This window comes from Pseudomonas sp. GOM7 (genome assembly GCF_026723825.1).
Classification (GTDB): Bacteria; Pseudomonadota; Gammaproteobacteria; order Pseudomonadales; family Pseudomonadaceae; genus Aquipseudomonas.
Genome location: NZ_CP113519.1, coordinates 3,020,733 through 3,039,977 on the forward strand (window position 1 = coordinate 3,020,733; position 19,245 = coordinate 3,039,977).

Sequence of the window (19,245 nt, forward strand, 5' to 3'; positions counted from 1 at the left end):
TCCGGCGCCACTAGACTGCGCGCAGAACCGATGAGGAGACAGGCCATGAGCTTGCACAACACTGCCAATCAGCCGCAACACTCGAACAACCGTCCGCTGCCGACGCCGGTGGGCGGCTTCATCATCGATGCGCAGGGCCGCGAAGTACCGATCACCGAAGAGATGATCCAGCGTGCCTGCCAGTCGCTGGAGCAGAGCCTGCAAGGTCGCCCACAGAAACGCTGAACATCACCTTCCAGGGCTGCCGCGCCCGGCAGCCCTTTTTCCTGCCTACTCGCGCGGCACCAACTTGAGCGAGACGGAGTTGATGCAATAGCGCAGCCCGGTCGGGCGTGGCCCATCGGGAAACACATGGCCCAGATGGGCATCGCACTTGGCGCATTTCACCTCGACACGGTGCATGCCGTGGCTGAAATCATCCAGCTCGCGGATCACCCCGTCGCTGACCGGCTGGAAATAGCTCGGCCAGCCGCTGCCGGAGTCGTACTTGGCGTCGGAATCGAACAGTGCTTCACCGCAGCAGGCGCAGTGATAGACACCCGGCACCTTGCTGTCGTGGTACTGCCCGGTGAAGGGGCGCTCCGTGCCGCCCAGGCGGCAGACGTGGAACTGTTCATCCGACAGCTCATCTCGCCAGGCATCCAGGGGTTTATCGAGCTTGTCCACGGACGGCTTCCTCCTCGTAAAAAAGCCCGACCGAAACCTTTGCCAGGGTCAGGCTGCAACGTATCATTCGTGCGCAGTCTGTCACCCGTCCTGCACGCTGCCAAGGCTCGCCCCGGCGATACTTTTTGCAGCGTGATTCAGCGGGCTCTCCATCGATCGGGATTTCTCACATGCAGGTCAGCAAATCGAACAAGCTCGCCAACGTCTGCTACGACATTCGCGGGCCGGTGCTCAAGCACGCCAAGCGTCTGGAAGAGGAAGGCCACCGCATCCTCAAGCTGAATATCGGCAATCCGGCGCCGTTCGGTTTCGAGGCGCCCGAGGAAATCCTTCAGGACGTCATCCGCAACCTGCCCACCGCCCAGGGCTACAGCGACTCCAAGGGACTGTTCAGCGCGCGCAAGGCGGTGATGCAGTACTACCAGCAGAAGCAGGTTGAAGGCGTCGGCATCGAGGACATCTACCTGGGCAATGGCGTGTCCGAGCTGATCGTCATGGCCATGCAGGCGCTGCTCAACAATGGTGACGAGGTGCTGATCCCGGCTCCGGACTACCCGCTGTGGACCGCCGCCGTGGCGCTCTCCGGTGGCAAGCCGGTGCACTACCTGTGCGACGAGCAGGCCGGCTGGTTCCCCGACATCGCCGACATGCGCGCCAAGATCACGCCGAACACCAAGGCGCTGGTGCTGATCAACCCGAACAACCCCACCGGTGCGGTGTACTCGAAGGAAGTGCTACAGGACATCGTCGAACTGGCGCGCCAGCACAACCTGGTGATCTTCTCCGACGAGATCTACGACAAGATCCTCTACGACGAAGCCGTGCACATCAGCACCGCGTCACTGGCCCCGGACGTGCTCTGCCTGACCTTCAACGGCCTGTCCAAGAGCTACCGCGTGGCCGGTTTCCGCTCCGGCTGGGTGGCCATCTCCGGGCCCAAGCACAAGGCGCAGAGCTATATCGAAGGCCTGGACATCCTGGCCAACATGCGCCTGTGCGCCAACGTGCCGAGCCAGCACGCGATCCAGACCGCCCTCGGCGGCTACCAGAGCATCAATGACCTGGTGCTGCCCAACGGCCGCCTGCTGGAGCAGCGTAACCGCGCCTGGGAACTGCTCAACGACATTCCGGGGGTCAGTTGCGTCAAACCCATGGGCGCGCTCTACGCCTTCCCGAAGATCGACCCGAAGGTCTGCCCGATCCACAACGACGAGAAGTTCGTCCTCGACCTGCTGCTGTCGGAGAAACTGCTGATCGTCCAGGGCACCGCCTTCAACTGGCCCTGGCCGGATCACTTCCGCGTGGTCACCCTGCCCCGCGTCGACGACCTGGAGCAGGCCATCGGCCGTATCGGCAACTTCCTCAAGGGTTACAGCCAGTAAGCCGACATGGATCTGCAGATCGACGACTTCTACAAGGATGCGGCCAGCGGCCTGCTCATGCTCTATCAGGCCTTCCCGCGCAAGATGGCGCTGTACGTGGAAGACCTGATCGGCCGCGAGGAGCCTGACGAATTCGGCCTGCCCAGCAAGCGCCACCAGGCCTGCCTGGGTGCCCTGCTGTGGCTGGCCGAGGAAGGCTACCTGCGCTACGAGTCGACCATCGCCTATGACGCACTGGATCAGGCGGTACTCAGCGAAAAGGGCTTCCTGCGCCTGTCACGGGGCATTCCTCACGCCCTGCGTGAAGGCGAAGCACTGCCGCCGAGCGTGCGCCGGGTGCATGCCACCCTGGCCTTTCAACTGCGTGAAGCCCTGGCACAACAGCATGGGGAACGAATCGCCCGTCTCACCCGTCTGTTGTTCGAAAGCCAAGCGGGCAAGGCAAGCGACATAGTTTGAAATAGTCGCCAGTTGAAAGCCCAAGGGGTGCGCCCTTATATAGCCCGCATCGCTCGTACGTCTTTTCCCGTGAGGAGTCCGTTCACACCATGATGCGCATTATGTTGTTCCTGGCCACCAACCTGGCGGTGCTGATCATAGCCAGCATCACCCTCAAACTGCTGGGGGTCGACCGCTTCACTGGCCAGAACCATGGCAGCCTGCTGATCTTCTGCGCCGTGTTCGGTTTCGCCGGTTCGCTGGTATCGCTGTTCCTCTCCAAGTGGATGGCGAAGATGAGCACCGGCACCCAGATCATCACCCAGCCACGCACCCGCCACGAACAGTGGCTGCTGCAGACCGTCGAAGAACTGTCGCGCGAAGCCGGCATCAAGATGCCGGAGGTCGGTATCTTCCCGGCCTACGAGTCCAACGCCTTCGCCACCGGCTGGAACAAGAACGACGCCCTGGTGGCCGTAAGTCAGGGCCTGCTGGAGCGCTTCTCGCCCGATGAAGTACGTGCGGTGCTGGCCCACGAGATCGGCCACGTGGCCAACGGCGACATGGTCACTCTGGCGCTGATCCAGGGCGTGGTGAACACCTTCGTGATGTTCTTCGCGCGCATCTTCGGCAACTTCGTCGACAAGGCCATCCTCAAGAACGAGGAAGGCCATGGCATTGGCTACTTCGTCGCGACCATCTTCGCCGAGCTGGTGCTGGGTATCCTGGCCAGCATCATCGTCATGTGGTTCTCGCGCAAACGTGAGTACAAGGCTGACGAGGCCGGCGCCCGCCTGGCCGGCACTGGCGCGATGATCGCCGCCCTGCAGCGCCTGCGCGCTGAACAGGGCGTGCCGGTGCAGATGCCCGACAGCCTGGCTGCCTTCGGCATCAACGGCAACCTGAAGAACGGCCTGGCCGGCCTGCTGATGAGCCACCCGCCGCTGGAAGACCGCATCGAGGCGCTGCGCCGCCGCGGCTGATACCTCTCTCGCTACGCACAGGGCGACCCTCGGGTCGCCCTTTTTCATGGTTCTTCGGATTTCTGGGGAATGCTTGGTTGATACCGGACTGGCAATACGGCCTGTTCCGGATTGCCGCGTTTTTGCTGATATTTTTGGTTTCGCCCTCCCGGGCGAGTCACTTTTGTGGGGCAAAAGTAAGCAAACCCTCCGCCCGATCATCCGAGCTAGGCGCCCCCGCCCTGCTGCGCGAGGGTTCGTTACTCGCTTCGCTCGCCCTCCTGGGCGGGCTCTGCACGCGCCTGAACCCGAGGTAACCCAGAAGTAGCATGGAGTGCTTGAACATGGGTCAGCCTTAGGGCTGACCAAAACAACAGCCGCAAGAATGAAACTAGGCGAATGAAAGTTTTGGTTTAACTCGACAGCCACATCGCGCCTTCACAGCTACCAGAACACGCCGGGCGTACCTTGGAATGCCGGTTCGTTCAGGCGCGCGAATGGCCCCTTCAGGAGGGTGAGTGGAATCGTTGCGCAGAGGGGCGAGCGGCATGGATGCCGCGAGAGGCTTAAAGGGCCAGGGATGGCCCTTGTAAGCCGACCCTCGGAGCAGCGATGGAGCGAACGAACCCCGGCGCAGCCGGGGCCGGATGGCGGGGCCAAGCCTTTTTGCCTTCTTTTGTGGCGTTTGACAAAAGAAGGTCGCCGGGGGGCGAAACGGGAGACATCAGCAGAACGCCGATAAGCAACCTGAGCATCGAAAATCAAAACTCACTCACACAATTCTGCCAGTCCAGTGTGAGCATCTCACACAGAACCTTTTCACCGCAGATGGTAGACCACCTCATCCAACGCCTTGAGATCATGGCGAATGAACTTCCAGTTCCCCGCCAACACATCCTCACGCTGCAACTCGTCGACCACCCAGCGCCCCGAGAAATGCTCGCGCACCTCAGCATCGCCGACCGAGAACGGCGGGCCGTCCATGCGTGACTGCTCGTAGTCCAGGGTCACCAGCAGGCCCTGGCAGCCCTCCGGCAGAATCGCTCGCAGATGCGCCACATAGCGTTCACGCATGGCCGCCGGCAAGGCGATCAGTGCGGCACGATCATAAAAGGCCTGGCAGTCGAGCACATCCTCAGCACTCAGGGCGAAGAAATCGCCGCACCAGAGTTCGATATCGGCGGCACGGTAACGCTCGAATGCGCCATGAACCTCTATCTGGGGCTGCAAGCCGTGCTCGGCGAAGAACTCGCAAACGGCCTTCTGCGCCAGCTCTACCCCCAGCACCGCATGCCCCTGCCCAGCCAACCAGGCCAGGTCGAGACTCTTGCCGCACAGCGGCACCAGCACTTTCGCGCTGCTCTTTACGCCCAGGTTGGGCCAATGGCGCTGCAGATAGGGATTGACCTGGGCCTGGTGAAAGCCAATCTGATCGCGCGCCCAGCGCTCCTGCCAGAAAGCTTCGTGCATCTTTCCCTCTCAAATGGATGAACATTCACAACGGTAACGCCCAGACGCCTCGCCGGGGAAACCCTAACAGACGACGCCCGCAGGCGCCGACCAAAAGCATCGAAACAGCCGATAAGAATAGCGCAGAATATGCGTTATTCATCGATAGATAGCTCGGCGAGAATGAAGCCTCGTCACGGAGGTTTCCATGTTACCTGCGCTCTTCATCTCTCACGGCTCCCCCATGCTGGCGCTGGATTCCGGTGCCAGCGGTACGGCACTGGCACGCCTGGCCGCCGAATTGCCGCGTCCGCGCGCCATCCTGGTGGTGTCCGCGCATTGGGAGAGCGAGCAACTGCTGCTCACCGGCGCTGCCCAGCCGCAAACCTGGCATGACTTCTACGGCTTCCCGCCCGCCTTGTACGCGCTGCGTTACCCGGCCCCAGGCGCTCCCGAGCTCGCTGGCGAAGTGGCCGAGCTGCTCGGCGTGGCCGGCCTCAGCGCCGCCCTCGACCCACAGCGCCCATTCGATCACGGTGTCTGGGTACCGCTGTCGCTGATGTATCCGGCGGCCGACATCCCAGTGATCCAGCTCTCCCTGCCCAGCCGCCATGGACCGGCGCTGCAGACGCGCATCGGGCAGGCCCTGACCAGCCTGCGCGAACGCGACATCCTGTTGATCGGCTCCGGCAGCATCACCCACAACCTGCGCGAGCTGGACTGGCACGCCGGGCCGGACGAGGGCACGCCCTGGGCCAAGGCGTTTCGCCAATGGATGGTGCAACAGCTCGCTGCGAACGACGAGCAGGCACTGCATGACTACCGGCAACGGGCACCGGAGGCGGTGCGCAACCATCCGAGCGACGAGCATCTGCTGCCGCTGTTCTTCGCCCGTGCGGCTGGTGGTGCCTTCGCCATCGAGCACAGCGGCTTCACCCACGGCGCGCTGGGCATGGATATCTACCGTTTCGGCTGAACAAGGTCAGACTGCAAGCAGGTCGAACCTCTGCGGCAATGCCAGGGTCGATACCCATAGACCCTGCGCATACGGAGGTAGCGACATGAGTTTTCACTGGGATCTGATCGAACGCCTGCTGCACGAGGCACAGAACTCCGCCGGCCAGCCCTTCGCGCCACGGCGTTATGCCGAGGAGCTGGCCGAAGAGCTCAGCCAGGCCGGAAAAGGCGTCGACGACCTCGACCATTTCCGCGCGGAGGCAACCCATTACGAGGCCAGCCTGCTCAAAGGCGACTTCATCGCACCACGCCCGGAAAGTGAAGGCGGCAACGGCGAGAACTTCGTCCTGACCACTCGCGGCGCGCAGCTCCTGAGCCTGCTCGACAGCAGCATTCCCGGCAGCGAACGACCGCGTGAAGTGCTCGACCAGGCTGGCGAAGCAGCGCTGACACCCGAGGTGTTCGACCGCCTCGCCCAAGAGGCCACCCTCGGCGAAACGCAGTAAACGGCGCACCATGAAAAACGCCGCGCCCGGTCAACCGGGCGCGGCGTTCTGTGCAAGCAGCAGACCCGGCGCTACGCCGGGTAATGCCTCAGTCTTCGCGGTAGCGGCGCAGCTTCAGGGCCTTGCCGGCGACGCGAGTGTCCTTGAGCTTGCCGAGCAGGCGATCCAGGCCATCTTCCGGCAGCTCTACCAGGCTGAAGGTCTCACGGATCTGGATGCGACCGATGGCTTCGCGGGCCAGGCCGCCCTCGTTGAGGATGGCGCCGAGCAGGTTCTTCGCGGCGATGCCGTCACGAGTGCCCAGGGCGGTACGGCAACGCACGCGACCTTCGGCCAGCGGCAGCGGCGCACGACGCTCACGGTATTCACCGCGCTCGCCACCGCGTTCACCGTCACGCTCGCGACGCTCACGCGGCGCACCGCCAACACCCGGCACCAGCGGCTGCTCACGCTCCACGGTAGCCAGATCGAGCGCTTGGCCGTTGGTGGCCTTCTTCAGCAGCGCAGCGGCCAAGGCACGCGGGCTGCAGCCGATGTCAGCGGTCAGACGGTCGAGCAGATCGCCATGACTGGCTTCGGCCTCGGCCACCAGCGGCGCCAGGCTGTTGGTCAGCTTCTTGATGCGCGCATCGAGCACCTGCTGCGGGTTGGGCAGCTTGGCCTCGCCGACCTTCTGCCCGGTAACGCGCTCGATCACCTGCAGCATGCGCCGCTCACGCGGGGTCACCAGCAGCAGCGCACGGCCTTCGCGGCCGGCACGGCCGGTACGGCCGATACGGTGCACGTAGGATTCCGGGTCGTAGGGCATGTCGACGTTGAACACATGGGTGATGCGCGGCACGTCGATACCACGGGCAGCCACGTCAGTGGCGACGACGATGTCCAGGCGGCCATCCTTGAGCGAGTCGATCACGCGCTCGCGCTGGTTCTGCGCGATGTCGCCGTTCAGTGCGGCAGCCTTGTAGCCCTTGGCTTCCAGCGCGGCGGCCAGATCCAGGGTGGCCTGCTTGGTGCGCACGAAGGCGATCAGCGCGTCGAACTCTTCCACTTCCAGCAGGCGCAGCACGGCGTTGATCTTCTGATCGGCGTGGATCATCAGGTGCGCCTGCTCGATGCGCGAGACGGTCTGGGTCTTGGCGGCGATCTTGATGTGTTGCGGCTCGCGCAGGTGCTTCTCGGCGATGGCACGGATCGAATGCGGCAGGGTGGCGGAGAACAAAACGCTCTGGCGGCTTTCCGGCATGGCCTCGAAGATGATCTCCAGATCGTCCATGAAGCCCAGCTTGAGCATCTCATCAGCCTCATCGAGCACCAGGTGCTGGATGGTGGACAGCACTTTTTCATCACGACGCAGGTGATCGACCAGGCGACCCGGCGTGGCGACGATGACCTGTGCACCCTGGCGAATGGCCTTGAGTTGCGGCCCCATCGGCGCGCCGCCGTAAACGGCAACCACGCTGACACCCGGCATTTGCTTGGAGTAAGTCTCGAAGGCGGTGGCAACCTGCAGAGCCAGCTCGCGAGTCGGGGCGAGGATCAGTACCTGCGGCTCACGCTTGGCCGGGTCGATCTTCGACAGCAGCGGCAGGGCAAAGGCGGCGGTCTTGCCGGTGCCGGTCTGGGCCTGGCCGATCATGTCATGGCCGGCGAGGATCACCGGAATGGCCTGCGACTGGATCGGCGACGGCTCTTCGTAACCGACGGCGGTCAGAGCGGCGAGAATATTGGGGTGAAGTCCGAGTGCGGCGAAGCCGCCGATTTCCTGGGTCATGGGGTCTGCCTCTGTGCATCCGCAAAGACCCAGGAACAAAGGCTGCACGTGCCATGTAGGACCTTGTGGGTCACCCTGGCAGCCGATAGACGGGCATTTGCGAAAACGATGGATGAAACGTCAAGAGTAGTTCGCCGCAGCGAACCAGCAACGAAGCGGGGCTTCGCAGTAGTGACGAGGCCGTTTTGGCCGGGCGCGGATCATACAGGATTTTTTAGCCTGAGGGACAGGTTTTTCCGACGCCAAGCTGCTGTCGCTGCGTTAACTGGCCGGGCGCAGCAGATCGATCAATGGCTGCAACGAATAGCCCAGCCGGGGCGCCATCTCGCCAGCACGCAGTTGCAGCAGACCCAGATCCAGCTCCTGATCCAGGTCGGCGGGAATCAGCATCACCACGTTGCCCTCCTTCACCGGGCACTCCCAGTAATGGCGATGGAACAGGCCACGCAGCAGCGCCGCGCCCAGAGGCTTGCCGTCGTTGCCGGCCCACTGGTTGATGATCAGCCAACCGCCGGGGTTGAGCTTGGTCTGGCACTGCTCGAGAAAATTCCAGGCCAGGTGGCCAACACCCGGACCCTGGTCGGTATAGAGGTCGAGGAAGATCAGATCGGCGGTTTCCGCGCTGGGCAACAGCTCGATGGCGTCGCCGATGCGGATGGTCAGTCGCGGGTCGTCGTCGAGGCCGAGAAATTCCATGGCCAGGCGCGGCACGTCCGGGCGCAGCTCGATGGCCTCGACATCTTCCAGAGGCAGGAACTTCAGGCAGGCCTGAGTCAGGTTGCCCGCGCCCAGGCCGAGGAACAGGGCGGTCTCAGGCTTCTCATGAGCCAGGGCACCGAGCAGCATGGCGCGGGTGTAGTCGTACTCCAGCCAGGTCGGGTCGGCAGGAAAGACGCAGCTCTGCTCGATGGCATCGCCGAATTCGAGGAAACGATAGGCTCCGATCTGCACCACACGGATCACCCCGAAGGCATCGCGCACTTCGGCCAGCAGGACTTCGTCCAGCTTCTGCATCTCTTCGCTCGGCGGCAATCCCGGCATGTCCTTGCTCCTGAATGTCGTCCCTGAGCCACGCGGCCGGGTCACCGCTGCGATTGTCGGCCAAGCACTGCCGATGGTCACGCGATAATTACACGGCGAGCCGGCCGCCTTATCGGTTACCATGCGCGGCGCCTCAATCAGCCGCTAGAGATGCACCATGTCGCACGCCTGGAGCCCCGAAAGCTGGAGGGCCAAGCCCATCCAGCAACAGCCCGAATACCCCGACGCTGCCCACCTGGCACAGGTCGAACGAACCCTGGCCGGCTATCCGCCGCTGGTGTTCGCAGGTGAAGCACGCGAGTTGCGCCGCCAGTTCGCCGAAGTCACCCAGGGCCGCGCCTTCCTGCTCCAGGGCGGCGACTGCGCCGAAAGCTTCGCCGAGTTCTCCGCCGCGAAAATCCGCGACACCTTCAAGGTGCTGCTGCAGATGGCCATCGTCATGACCTTCGCCGCCGGCTGCCCGGTAGTCAAGGTCGGGCGCATGGCCGGCCAGTTCGCCAAGCCGCGCTCGTCCGGCAGCGAAACCCTCGATGGTGTCACCCTGCCCGCCTACCGGGGCGATATCGTCAACGGCATCGGCTTCGACGCCGCCAGTCGCGTGCCCGATCCCGAGCGCCTGCTGCAGGCCTATCATCAGGCCACCGCCAGCCTCAACCTGCTGCGTGCCTTCGCCCAGGGCGGCTTCGCCGACCTGCATCAGGTGCATCAGTGGAACCTCGACTTCATCGCCAACTCGGCGCTGGCCGAGAAGTACCACCAGCTCGCCGACCGCATCGACGAAACCCTGGCCTTCATGCGCGCGGTGGGCATGGACAGCGCACCACAGTTGCGCGAAACCAGCTTCTTCACCGCCCACGAGGCACTGCTGCTGAATTACGAGCAAGCCTTCGTCCGTCGCGACAGCCTCAGCGGTCGCTGGTACGACTGTTCCGCACACATGCTGTGGATCGGTGACCGCACCCGCCAGCTCGATGGTGCGCATGTCGAGTTCATGCGCGGCATCGAGAACCCCATCGGCGTCAAGGTCGGCCCGAGCATGGATGCGGACGAGCTGATCCGTCTGATCGACGTGCTCAACCCGGACAACGATCCGGGTCGCCTCAACCTGATCGTGCGCATGGGCGCGGACAAGGTCGAAGCGCACTTCCCGCGCCTGCTGCGCAAGGTACAGAGCGAAGGCCGCCAGGTGCTGTGGAGCTCCGACCCCATGCACGGCAACACCATCAAGGCCAGCAGCGGCTACAAGACCCGCGACTTCGCGCAGATTCTCGCCGAGGTGCGGCAGTTCTTCGCCGTGCACCAGGCCGAAGGCACATATGCCGGCGGTATCCATATCGAGATGACCGGGCAGAACGTCACCGAGTGCATCGGCGGCTCGCGACCGATCACCGAGGACGGCCTGTCCGACCGCTACCACACCCACTGCGACCCGCGCATGAACGCCGACCAGTCCCTGGAACTGGCCTTCATGATCGCCGAGACGCTGAAACAGGTGCGCCGCTGACTCAGCGCGCCCTGGCCAACGGCCAGGGCGCGAACCACCTCGCACTTCTTTCGTGCGATATCCGGCATAATGCCACCCCCTACGCGAGCACCCCAGCCGGTGCCTAAGACGCTACCAGCCGGAAAGGACTCGCGGCCAACACCTCCAACAAGGACGATGACCCATGCAACTGCGCACCACCCTCTCCGCTTTCGCCCTCTCCAGCGCCGTACTGCTGAGCGGCTGCCAAAACATGTCCCCCGACGCCATGCTGCAATCGGGCATGATGGCAGTGCAGGCCGCCACCCTCAGCGATGCCGAAGTCAAAAGCATGTCCGACAAGGCCTGCGCGCAAATGGATGCTTCCAACAGCATCGCCGGCCCGGACACCTCCTACGGCAAGCGCCTGAACAAGATCGCCGCCAACCTCGGCAACCAGGTCAATGGCACGCCGGTCAACTACAAGGTCTACCTCAATGACGAGGTCAACGCCTGGGCCATGGCCAACGGCTGCGTGCGCGTCTACAGCGGCCTGATGGACGCCATGAACGACAACGAGGTGGAAGGCGTGCTGGGCCACGAAATGGGCCACGTCGCCCTCGGCCACACCAAGAAGGCCATGCAGACCGCCTACGCCACCTCTGCCGCACGCAATGCCGCGGCTGCCTCGGGCAATGGCACCGTCGCCGCACTGTCATCCTCGCAACTGGGTGCACTGGGCGAACAACTGGTCAATGCGCAGTTCTCGCAAAGCCAGGAAAGCGCGGCCGACAACTTCTCCTTCGACCTGCTGACCGAACGCAACATCCCCCGCGAAGGCCTGGTCAGTGCTTTCGAGAAACTGGCCAAACTCAGTGGCGGTGAGAGCAGCATGTTCGACTCGCACCCAAGCTCCGCCGAGCGCGCCGAGAATATGCGCAATCGCCTGGCGGCCAAGTAAGGGCAAGGCTCAGGGGCTGCGCCGTGGCCCCTGAGCCCACAGGGAGACAGTCATGTCGACGCTGAGCAAATATCTGATCGCCGCTCTGCCACTCCTGCCGCTGAACACATGGGCCGATTACGACAAGCAATACCAGGACTGCCTGGACGCCAATGGCACGGTCAACAACTCCGTCGTCGCAATCTGCGCGGAAGGCGTATCGAACAAGGCGAAGCAGGAGATGAACCGCATCTATCAACAGCTTTTCCTGAAGTTCCAGGCAAGCGCGCAAGAAGATGCCCAGCAGTTGGAAGCGGCGCAAAAGGCCTGGCTGATCTATCGCAACGGCCAATGTGAATTGCAGGGCCGCCGTGTCGGCTCACCGATGTATCACTATTGCCCGATGAAGATGAATATCGAGCGCGTCAACGAACTGCAATTCCTGCTGGATAACGGCATCTAGCCGAACACCCCTCGCTGGCTAACACTCGGCGCCAACCACACCTCATCCAGCCCCAGCCAATGCGCCAGCACTTGCAGCGAATCGCTCAGCGCCTGGCGCGCCTCCTCACTCAATACCGCCTCTTCCAGATGCACGGCATGCACCGCCAGGCGTCCGGCCGCGCGCTCGCTGCGCAGATCCACTCGCGCCAGCAGGCGTTCGTGATGCAGAAATGGCAGCACGTAGTAGCCATACACGCGCTTGGCCTGCGGGGTGTAGATCTCCAGGCGATAGCGGAAGCCGAACAGCCGCTCGGTACGCTCGCGCTCCCAGATCAGAGAATCGAAGGGCGACAGTAACGCGCTGTGGCGCACGCGCCGTGGGATGTGCGGCTCACCACGACAGTAGGCAGTCTGTCGCCAGCCTTGCACCGTTACCGGCAATAGCTCGCCGGCTTCCACCAGCTCGGCGATACGCCGCTTGCTGTCACCGACCTCGAGCCGGTAGTAGTCGCGCAGATCCTTCTCGGTGGCCACGCCAAGGGCATCGGCCGAACGCAACAAGAGTTGGCGCTGCGCTTCATCTTCGGCCAGGTCGGTGTGGTTCAGCAGTTCGTTCGGGATGACCCGCTCCGGCAGGTCGTACAAACGCTCGAAGCCACGCCGCCCCGCTACCGTCACCTCGCCAGCAGCGAACAGCCATTCCAGCGCCGTCTTTTCCGCGCTCCAGTCCCACCAGGGCCCGGCCTTCTCCGTGCGCGTGCTGAGGCTGCCGGCGCCTAATGCGCCACGCTCGCGCACTGCCTGCAGCACGGCTTCTATCACATCGCGCCGTTCCACGCCGAAGCGCGCCAGGCCTGGATAGATGCCCTGTCCGTCCGCCGCTCGGCGCATGCGCCAGCGCAGCAGCGGGTAGAGTTCCAGCGGCAGTAGAGACGCTTCATGCCCCCAGTACTCGAACAAGCGTCGGCGCCGCGCACGGCCCCAGGCCAGCTCATCAAGGTGCTGCGCCTGGTAATGGCCCAGGCGGGAGAACGCCGGCAAGTAATGCGAGCGCACCAGAGCATTGACCGAGTCGATCTGCAGCACGCCCAGACGCTCGATCTGCGCCTGCAATTGCTTGTGGGCGATGGTGCCACGCGGCACACGACCGAAGCCCTGAGCTGCCAGGGCCAGGCGACGGGCTTCGGCGAGGGAAAGTGAGAGGGTCATGGCGAACCAGCCTAGCAGGCCGGCGCCGCGAACGCATGGCGAAAGCTGAAGGCCTGTTGTGTAGCACCATGCTCGCGAAGATGAGCCAGACGCTCGGCCGCCTCCACTACACTCGGACGATGCCCGGCCGGCACCCACCACAGCACCTGATGCGCCTGCTCGACACGCTCGAACCATTCACGGCGGCGCTTGAGCATCTCGGTATGGGCCGACTTGTAGACGTAATCGCTGAGGGATTGCACATCCTGCCAGACCGACATATTGACCAAGACTTCCTCACCGAAGGGGCGGATGGCCGTGGCATCCCCCGCCTCGTCCTGCAGGCGCCAGACATAGCCGGGCGCGGCTTCGGCCAGCGCATTGATACGTTCCAGATTGGCGACGAAGTCGGCCATCTCCGGCGACTCCAGCGGCGCTTTCATCCAGGCAATATTCAGTTGGGCCAAGTGATAAGTGGACAATCTCCAGCCTCCTTGCGGATCAGGGTTGCTGCGGTACACCGCGCCAGCCGGCCAGGCGTCGGCGCAGCCAGGCCTCGCTGCTGACCAGGGTAATGCCGCTGAGTACCAGCGCCGCGCCGATGACGAAGTTCAGGGTCAGCGGCTCGTCCAGCACCAGCACGCCGAAGGTCACTCCGAACAGCGGGGTCATGAAGGAGAACACCGCCATGTTCGAGGCCAGGTAGCGACGCAGCAGCCAGAACCAGGCCAGGTAGGTGAAGAACGACACCACCACGCCCTGCAACAGGATGCTGCCGATGGCCACGGGGCTCCAGCGCACCTGGCCGAGGTCGACCACCGCCAGCGCATAAGCGAACAGCAGGACGAAAGCCACTGCCAGTTGGTAGAACAGGGTCAGCCCGGCCGGCGCCTCGGACAGCCGCGAGCCGCGCACCACCACGGTGGTGGCGCCCCAGGCCATGCCCGCGCACAGCGCCAGCGCATCGCCAAGCAGAATGCCGCGGTCGATCCCGGCCCAGTTGCCGCCGACGCCGAAAGCCATCACCACGCCGCCGAAGCACAACGCGATGCCCAGCCACTGCAGGCGCCGCAGGCGTTCGCTGGGTAGCAGCAGGTGCAGGCCCAGCGCCGAGAAGATCGGCGCAGTATAGAGAAACACCGCCATGTGCGAGGCCGAGGTATGGCGCAGGCCGAGGGCGATAAAGAAGAACTCCAGCGCGAACAGCACCCCGGCCAACACGCCCGCGCGCCAGGTACAGCCCACCCAGCCCTGCCAGCCGCGCTGCCAGAGCAGCAGCAGGCCGACCAGCAAGGCGGCGATGCCCGAACGCAGGGCCACCTGCAGCATGGGCGCGATATCGGGGGCCGCCAGCTTGATCGCCACCTGCTGGCTACCCCAGATGGCACAGAGCAACAGCATCAACTGGAACAGAAACAGGTCGGCGCCCTTGCGTACCGCAGTCATCACTTCACTCCTTGGTTCATTTGCGCAGCGGATCATCCCAGAATGGCCGCTCGCTTTCCTGTATCACGTCCGCGCGGCTCAAGCCCAGATCCTTCAGCGCCGCCATATCCAGCGCGGCCAACTGACGGCGCTCACGTGCCAGTTGCTGCCAGCGACGCAGCACGCGCCAGACATTGAGCAACTTCGGCAAGCGCCCGGACGGCATGGCCGAAGCCATCGCATAACCTTTCTGACCTTTCATCTCATCGCCCTCCCTGTGGGGTTGGCGCTAGTCTCACGCCGGGCTTATGATCAATCCAACGAATGTTTCTTATGCAATCCATCTCGAGAGTTGATGAATGGCTTACCATCCCAGCATTGATACCGAATTGCTGCGCAGCTTCGTCGCCATCGCCGACACCGGCGGTTTCACCCGCGCCGCCGATGCGGTGAACCGCACCCAATCAGCGATCAGCATGCAGATGAAGCGATTGGAGGAAGACGTGGTGCAGCGCCCCTTGTTCGAGCGCGACGGCCGCCAGGTTCGGCTCACGCCCGAAGGCCAGGTGCTGCTGGGTTATGCGCGACGCATCCTCAAGCTGCATGGCGAGGTGCTCAACACCCTGCGCGAGCCACATATGGTCGGCGCCGTGCGCATCGGCACACCGGACGATTACGTGATGCGCTTTCTGCCGGAGATTCTCTCGCGCTTCGCCCAGGCCTACCCGCTGGTGCAGGTTGAGGTGCACTGCGAACCCTCCGGGCAATTGCTGCAGCGCCAGGATCTGGATCTGACCATCGTCACCCGCCAACCGGGCAAGGAGATCGGCCAGCTACTGCGCCAGGAGCGCTTTGCCTGGGCGGTGGCGCAGGGTTTCGCCCCGCACGAGCAGACGCCCATGCCGCTGGCGATGTTCAATGCCGACTGTTTCTGTCGCGAATGGGCGTGCAATGCGCTGGACGCGATGAGCCGCCCCTACCGCATCGCCTATACCAGCCCCAGCCTGTCGGCGATCTTCGCCGTGGTGCGCGCAGGATTGGCAGTGACCGCGCAACTGCAGAGCCTGATCACCCCCGATCTGCGCATTCTCGGCGAAGCCGAGGGCCTGCCGACGCTGCCGCTGACCAGCATCGTGCTGCTACGCAAGCAAGGCAGCCAGTCGCCAGTGACCGAGTGCCTGGCCGAGCATATCGTCGAGGGGTTCAGGCTCTAGCGCAGGGGGCAGCACAGCCTAAGACTTGCCGCTCGAGCACTTGGGCTCGACGGTGAACGTCCTGGAAACATCAACGGCGCCCAGGTGCTCCAGCGTGCGCCGGCCGATCAATACCGGATAGATCATCTTGCCGCGATTCTTCAGCGAGAACTCCTCGTTGTAGATGCGATCACCAATGCACATCTTCAATTTGACCACCGGGCGCCTTTCCGCACCGCCGGCGCCCCTGACCTTGACGTTCCTTTCGACACGCCGCTCGAAGGGAATGCTCAGCGTTTTTCCGCTCTTGCTGTCATTGGCTTCCACATTGAAACGCACCCAGTCCTCGCCATCCTTCTCGAAGCGCTCGAGATCCTTGGCATCCATCGACGACGTCAGGGCGCCGGTATCCAGCTTGATCTTCAGCGAAGCCCTTTCAGGCAACAGCAGCCCCTCCTCTACCCACCCATAGACGCGGGGAGATGGCGAGTTCGTCTTCGAGTGCACCGCTGGCGAAGACATCATTGCCAGCATCAGCGCTACAGCGGAAGCGGTTACAGGGGGCATGGCCATCGACAGCTACCTCGGTTGTGAAAAGTCCACCCTACTCGGGTGCAGGTCAATTTTTCGTCAAATGGCCTGCTCGCTTGTCACAAGCAAAGTAGAACCACCCTCTTGAGAGTGGCAGGGTCAGATTTCAGTTCAGTGCGGAGCGGGACGCCCTACACGCTGCCCAAAAGGCCACGCTCGTTACTCGGCGCGATCCACCCGGCTCATGGCCTGACGCTCATAGCGCGGGTAGAGATGGCTGACGCTGCGGATCAGCTCGTAGCGGCTCAGATTCACCTGGGCGAAACGCGTGGGGATTGGCGTGCGGATCAGCTCGTTCATCTCGGCGCCCTGCTCCGCGCCCTGGCGCAGCAGGCCATCGAGCCAACCCAGGTAGTCGCGCATCTGCACGAAAGGCGCGGCGTCCCTGGCCAGTGGCCCGTGACCAGGCACGAGCTGCTTCCAGGGCAGCGCTTGCAGGCGATCCAGGTCGGCCAGCCAGACGTCCAGCCCCGGCGTGTTCGGCGTGGTCAGGGCGCGCTGGTAGAACAGGATGTCGCCCGCGAACAACACCCCTGTGCGCTCGTCGAGAATGGCCAGATCCGCGCCGGTATGGCCGCTCAGCGCCAGTAGCTGCAGGCGCCGACCACCGATCTCAAGCACGCCCTCCTGCGCCTCTTCGGTGGGCAACACCACCTCGGTACCACGCATCCAGTCGCCCACCAGGCGGTACATGTTTTCCGCCATGGCATCGCCCTGCTCGGCTAGACGTTTCGTGGTGCCCGGCAAGGCGACGATAGGTACGTCGGTGAAGGCCTGGTTACCCAGCACGTGATCGGGGTGATGGTGAGTCAGCAGCACACGCAGCACCGGCTTGCCGGTGACCTTTTCGATAGCCTGATGCAGTGCCTCGCCATAGCGGCGCGAGGGGCCAGTGTCGATCACCACCACGCCGTCGGCGGTTTCGATAAAGCCGACATTGACGATATTGCCGCCGTTGTCCGCGGCGAAATTGTCGGTGCTGCCTTCCAGCAGCCAGACGCCTTCGGCGATCTGCCGGGGTAGCAGGTGGTAATCGAGGGCCTGGGCCAGGTTGGCGAGCAGGCAGGTCATCAATAGTATCCAGCGCATGGGGAGCACCCTTGGTGACTGGTGCGCGCAGCGCACCCTACGCCGCATCGTTCAGAACGCGGCCTGGAATTCGTTGCCGTTGTTGTCGCGCAGCCACAGCTCGGCGTGCTGGTCGCCACGCAGGTCGAAGGTCAGCGTCGGGTTCTCGCTGACCGCCGGGAACAGCTCCAGACGCCCCAGCACCTGGCCGTCAGGATCGCGCAGCTCGGCCCGTTCGATATAGAACTCGGGGATGCCACCGACCAGGCCGTTGTCCATCGGGTGCGACACCTGCAGGCGCAGGCGGCTGTCCTCGCCGCGCTGGAAGCGCTTGCCCAGCACCTGGCCCAGGCGCTCCTGCCAGCCGGCTTCGGCGCGCACCACACTGGGCGCGGTGCAGCCACCGCCGGCCGCCTCCACCCGTGCCGAGCCGATATGCCAGAGGCCGTCCTCGGTGAGCACCGCCGCACGAATCGGCGTGGCCTGTTCGACGCGGATGCGAATGGCCAAAGTCGGCTCCAGCGCGGCGCTGGGGGTGAAGTCGACAATACGCGGGATGGGGTTGAGCTCGGCCCAGGCGAGGATGCGTCTGACCTTGCCGCGATAGGCGCTGGCGTCGATCTGGATCGGCACCTGGCGCGCGTCCTCGGCGAAGGGCGGTACCTCGAGGCGTACCAGCTCGTCGAAGACGAAGGGTTCGCCATCGAGCAAGCGCTGGTGGTAGTAGTCCCACATCACCGAGGCCACCGGATCGGGCTCCGCCGCCTGCGTCTCCCAACTCCAGACGCACAGCGCCAGTACTATCAGGCCACGCCAATCCATCGCCCACCTCCGGCTCGCGCCCTATTGGTATTGTTCGGGCTTCTCGAAGCGCAGACCGTACTGCCCGTAGAGGCGCTCCAGCGAACCATCGAGAATCAGGTTTTCCAGTTGTTCTTCCAGGGCATAGGCCAGTTGTCGATTGGTCTCGTGCACCGCCATGCCGATTTCCCAGATCTGCCGGCCCATGTCTGGGTAGGCGTTCTCGGCCAGCGCCAGTTGCGGATCATTGGCCTCGTGCAGCAGCCAGTCCACCTCGCCGCGCAGGGCCATCACCGCGTCCACCTCACCGGCACGCATGGCAGCGCAGGCCAAGGTCGGCGACGGATAGTGACGAGCCTGCGAGCGCAGCAAGCCGTCCATCGCGGAGCTGAGGTAGAACGACGGCACGCTGTCCACCTCGACGCCAATGGGATGCTGCTGCAGGGCATTGATGCTCGGCACCTCGGCCAGGCGACGGCGGTCGAAGGCCAGTTGCCAGCGCTCGCGCTGATAGGGGCCGAACATCACCACGCGTTCGTTGACCAGCTCACCCAGTTCGTTGCGCATCTGCGCGTAGTCACGGTCGTAGGGCACGCGCAGCATCAGGTCGGCCAGCTCGCCCTGGGCGGTGACCCGGCCACGCCAGATGTAGTCGCGCAGGTCGTCGTCGAGCTTCTCGCCGGGCGGCGCCCAGATCACCTGCAGCGTTAGGCCTAACCCTTCAGCCAGCGCCTTGGCCAGCTCGTAGTCGACCCCACGCGGCTGGCCCTCCTGCTCGAAGCTGTAGGGCGGAAAGTTCTGGTACAGCGCCACGCGCAACACGCCCTCTTCCATGATGCGGTCGTAGTCGCGCACCTGTGCCTGGGCGCTACCCAGGCACAGCAACAGGCCGCTCAGCAGGATCAGGCGGCGAATGACCGCGAAGATCGTGAAGCACGAGCGCAGCAGATTTGGCATGAAT

22 protein-coding genes are annotated in these 19,245 nt (G+C 64.0%); 10 read left to right on the forward strand and 12 right to left on the reverse strand.

Annotation, left to right across the window (positions count from 1 at the left end; genetic code table 11):
- Nucleotides 1–45 precede the first annotated feature (45 nt).
- A complete protein-coding gene (locus OU800_RS13225; protein ID WP_268177744.1) occupies nt 46–225 on the forward strand; it encodes a PA1571 family protein in 180 nt (59 codons plus the stop codon).
- A 45-nt stretch (nt 226–270) separates the two neighbouring features.
- Here the strand turns inward: OU800_RS13225 and msrB are convergent, their stop codons facing one another.
- On the reverse strand, nt 271–666 hold the full coding sequence (msrB, locus tag OU800_RS13230; protein WP_268177745.1) for a peptide-methionine (R)-S-oxide reductase MsrB: 396 nt from the start codon (nt 664–666) through the stop codon (nt 271–273).
- Nucleotides 667–836: 170 nt separating this feature from the next.
- Here msrB and OU800_RS13235 point away from each other — a divergent pair, with 170 nt between their 5' ends.
- From OU800_RS13235 to htpX, 3 genes are all read left to right on the forward strand, one after another.
- Nucleotides 837–2,048 carry a pyridoxal phosphate-dependent aminotransferase gene (locus OU800_RS13235; protein WP_268177746.1) on the forward strand — a complete coding sequence of 404 codons (1,212 nt, stop codon included), beginning with the start codon at nt 837–839 and terminating at the stop codon, nt 2,046–2,048.
- Nucleotides 2,049–2,054: 6 nt separating this feature from the next.
- A complete protein-coding gene (locus tag OU800_RS13240) occupies nt 2,055–2,507 on the forward strand; it encodes a hypothetical protein (protein ID WP_268177747.1) in 453 nt (150 codons plus the stop codon).
- Nucleotides 2,508–2,596: 89 nt separating this feature from the next.
- Nucleotides 2,597–3,469 carry a protease HtpX gene (htpX, locus tag OU800_RS13245; protein WP_268177748.1) on the forward strand — a complete coding sequence of 291 codons (873 nt, stop codon included), beginning with the start codon at nt 2,597–2,599 and terminating at the stop codon, nt 3,467–3,469.
- A 798-nt stretch (nt 3,470–4,267) separates the two neighbouring features.
- Here htpX and OU800_RS13250 read toward each other — a convergent pair.
- Nucleotides 4,268–4,918 carry a thiopurine S-methyltransferase gene (locus OU800_RS13250; RefSeq protein WP_268177750.1) on the reverse strand — a complete coding sequence of 217 codons (651 nt, stop codon included), beginning with the start codon at nt 4,916–4,918 and terminating at the stop codon, nt 4,268–4,270.
- Nucleotides 4,919–5,105: 187 nt separating this feature from the next.
- Here OU800_RS13250 and OU800_RS13255 point away from each other — a divergent pair, with 187 nt between their 5' ends.
- Together OU800_RS13255 and OU800_RS13260 are read left to right on the forward strand one after the other, a co-directional pair.
- A complete protein-coding gene (locus OU800_RS13255; protein WP_268177751.1) occupies nt 5,106–5,873 on the forward strand; it encodes a DODA-type extradiol aromatic ring-opening family dioxygenase in 768 nt (255 codons plus the stop codon).
- An 85-nt stretch (nt 5,874–5,958) separates the two neighbouring features.
- The gene (locus OU800_RS13260) at nt 5,959–6,360 is read left to right on the forward strand and encodes a transcriptional regulator (RefSeq protein WP_268177752.1); all 402 of its coding nucleotides are present in this window, start codon (nt 5,959–5,961) and stop codon (nt 6,358–6,360) included.
- An 88-nt stretch (nt 6,361–6,448) separates the two neighbouring features.
- Here OU800_RS13260 and OU800_RS13265 read toward each other — a convergent pair whose 3' ends face one another.
- Nucleotides 6,449–8,164, reverse strand: coding sequence for a DEAD/DEAH box helicase (locus OU800_RS13265; protein WP_268184315.1), 1,716 nt, complete (start codon nt 8,162–8,164; stop codon nt 6,449–6,451).
- Nucleotides 8,165–8,392: 228 nt separating this feature from the next.
- Nucleotides 8,393–9,172 (reverse strand): spermidine synthase, encoded by a 780-nt coding sequence (locus tag OU800_RS13270; RefSeq protein WP_268177753.1) that lies wholly within the window; start codon nt 9,170–9,172, stop codon nt 8,393–8,395.
- Nucleotides 9,173–9,329: 157 nt separating this feature from the next.
- Here OU800_RS13270 and OU800_RS13275 point away from each other — a divergent pair, with 157 nt between their 5' ends.
- The 3 genes from OU800_RS13275 to OU800_RS13285 all read left to right on the forward strand — a co-directional run bounded on the left by OU800_RS13275 (nt 9,330) and on the right by OU800_RS13285 (nt 12,037).
- The gene (locus tag OU800_RS13275) at nt 9,330–10,676 is read left to right on the forward strand and encodes a class II 3-deoxy-7-phosphoheptulonate synthase (protein WP_268177754.1); all 1,347 of its coding nucleotides are present in this window, start codon (nt 9,330–9,332) and stop codon (nt 10,674–10,676) included.
- Nucleotides 10,677–10,839: 163 nt separating this feature from the next.
- Nucleotides 10,840–11,595 carry a M48 family metallopeptidase gene (locus OU800_RS13280; RefSeq protein WP_268177755.1) on the forward strand — a complete coding sequence of 252 codons (756 nt, stop codon included), beginning with the start codon at nt 10,840–10,842 and terminating at the stop codon, nt 11,593–11,595.
- A 52-nt stretch (nt 11,596–11,647) separates the two neighbouring features.
- A complete protein-coding gene (locus tag OU800_RS13285) occupies nt 11,648–12,037 on the forward strand; it encodes a lysozyme inhibitor LprI family protein (protein WP_268177756.1) in 390 nt (129 codons plus the stop codon).
- Here OU800_RS13285 and OU800_RS13290 read toward each other — a convergent pair.
- From OU800_RS13290 to OU800_RS13305, 4 genes are read right to left on the reverse strand one after another with little or no spacing between them, the layout of a single operon-like run.
- Nucleotides 12,034–13,227 (reverse strand): winged helix-turn-helix domain-containing protein, encoded by a 1,194-nt coding sequence (locus tag OU800_RS13290; RefSeq protein WP_268177757.1) that lies wholly within the window; start codon nt 13,225–13,227, stop codon nt 12,034–12,036. The genes OU800_RS13285 and OU800_RS13290 overlap by 4 nt on opposite strands.
- An 11-nt stretch (nt 13,228–13,238) precedes the next feature.
- Nucleotides 13,239–13,688 carry a DUF3291 domain-containing protein gene (locus OU800_RS13295; protein WP_268177758.1) on the reverse strand — a complete coding sequence of 150 codons (450 nt, stop codon included), beginning with the start codon at nt 13,686–13,688 and terminating at the stop codon, nt 13,239–13,241.
- A 19-nt stretch (nt 13,689–13,707) separates the two neighbouring features.
- Nucleotides 13,708–14,652, reverse strand: coding sequence for a DMT family transporter (locus tag OU800_RS13300; RefSeq protein ID WP_268177759.1), 945 nt, complete (start codon nt 14,650–14,652; stop codon nt 13,708–13,710).
- Nucleotides 14,653–14,668: 16 nt separating this feature from the next.
- Nucleotides 14,669–14,893, reverse strand: a complete 225-nt coding sequence (locus OU800_RS13305) for a DUF1127 domain-containing protein (RefSeq protein ID WP_268177760.1) — start codon at nt 14,891–14,893, stop codon at nt 14,669–14,671.
- Nucleotides 14,894–14,990: 97 nt separating this feature from the next.
- Between OU800_RS13305 and OU800_RS13310 the strand changes: the two genes are divergently transcribed.
- Nucleotides 14,991–15,845: a LysR substrate-binding domain-containing protein gene (locus OU800_RS13310; RefSeq protein WP_268177761.1), complete on the forward strand. Its 855-nt coding sequence runs from the start codon at nt 14,991–14,993 to the stop codon at nt 15,843–15,845.
- Between the two features lie 18 nt (nt 15,846–15,863).
- Here the strand turns inward: OU800_RS13310 and rloA3 are convergent, their stop codons facing one another.
- The 4 genes from rloA3 to OU800_RS13330 all read right to left on the reverse strand — a co-directional run bounded on the left by rloA3 (nt 15,864) and on the right by OU800_RS13330 (nt 19,199).
- Nucleotides 15,864–16,391 carry a retropepsin-like aspartic peptidase RloA3 gene (rloA3, locus tag OU800_RS13315; RefSeq protein ID WP_442964781.1) on the reverse strand — a complete coding sequence of 176 codons (528 nt, stop codon included), beginning with the start codon at nt 16,389–16,391 and terminating at the stop codon, nt 15,864–15,866.
- Between the two features lie 183 nt (nt 16,392–16,574).
- On the reverse strand, nt 16,575–17,504 hold the full coding sequence (locus tag OU800_RS13320; RefSeq protein ID WP_268177763.1) for a quinoprotein relay system zinc metallohydrolase 1: 930 nt from the start codon (nt 17,502–17,504) through the stop codon (nt 16,575–16,577).
- Between the two features lie 51 nt (nt 17,505–17,555).
- Entirely contained in the window at nt 17,556–18,305 is a 750-nt protein-coding gene (locus OU800_RS13325) for a quinoprotein dehydrogenase-associated SoxYZ-like carrier (protein ID WP_268177764.1), read from the reverse strand.
- A 21-nt stretch (nt 18,306–18,326) separates the two neighbouring features.
- Nucleotides 18,327–19,199 (reverse strand): substrate-binding periplasmic protein, encoded by an 873-nt coding sequence (locus OU800_RS13330; RefSeq protein WP_268184317.1) that lies wholly within the window; start codon nt 19,197–19,199, stop codon nt 18,327–18,329.
- Nucleotides 19,200–19,245 lie beyond the last annotated feature (46 nt).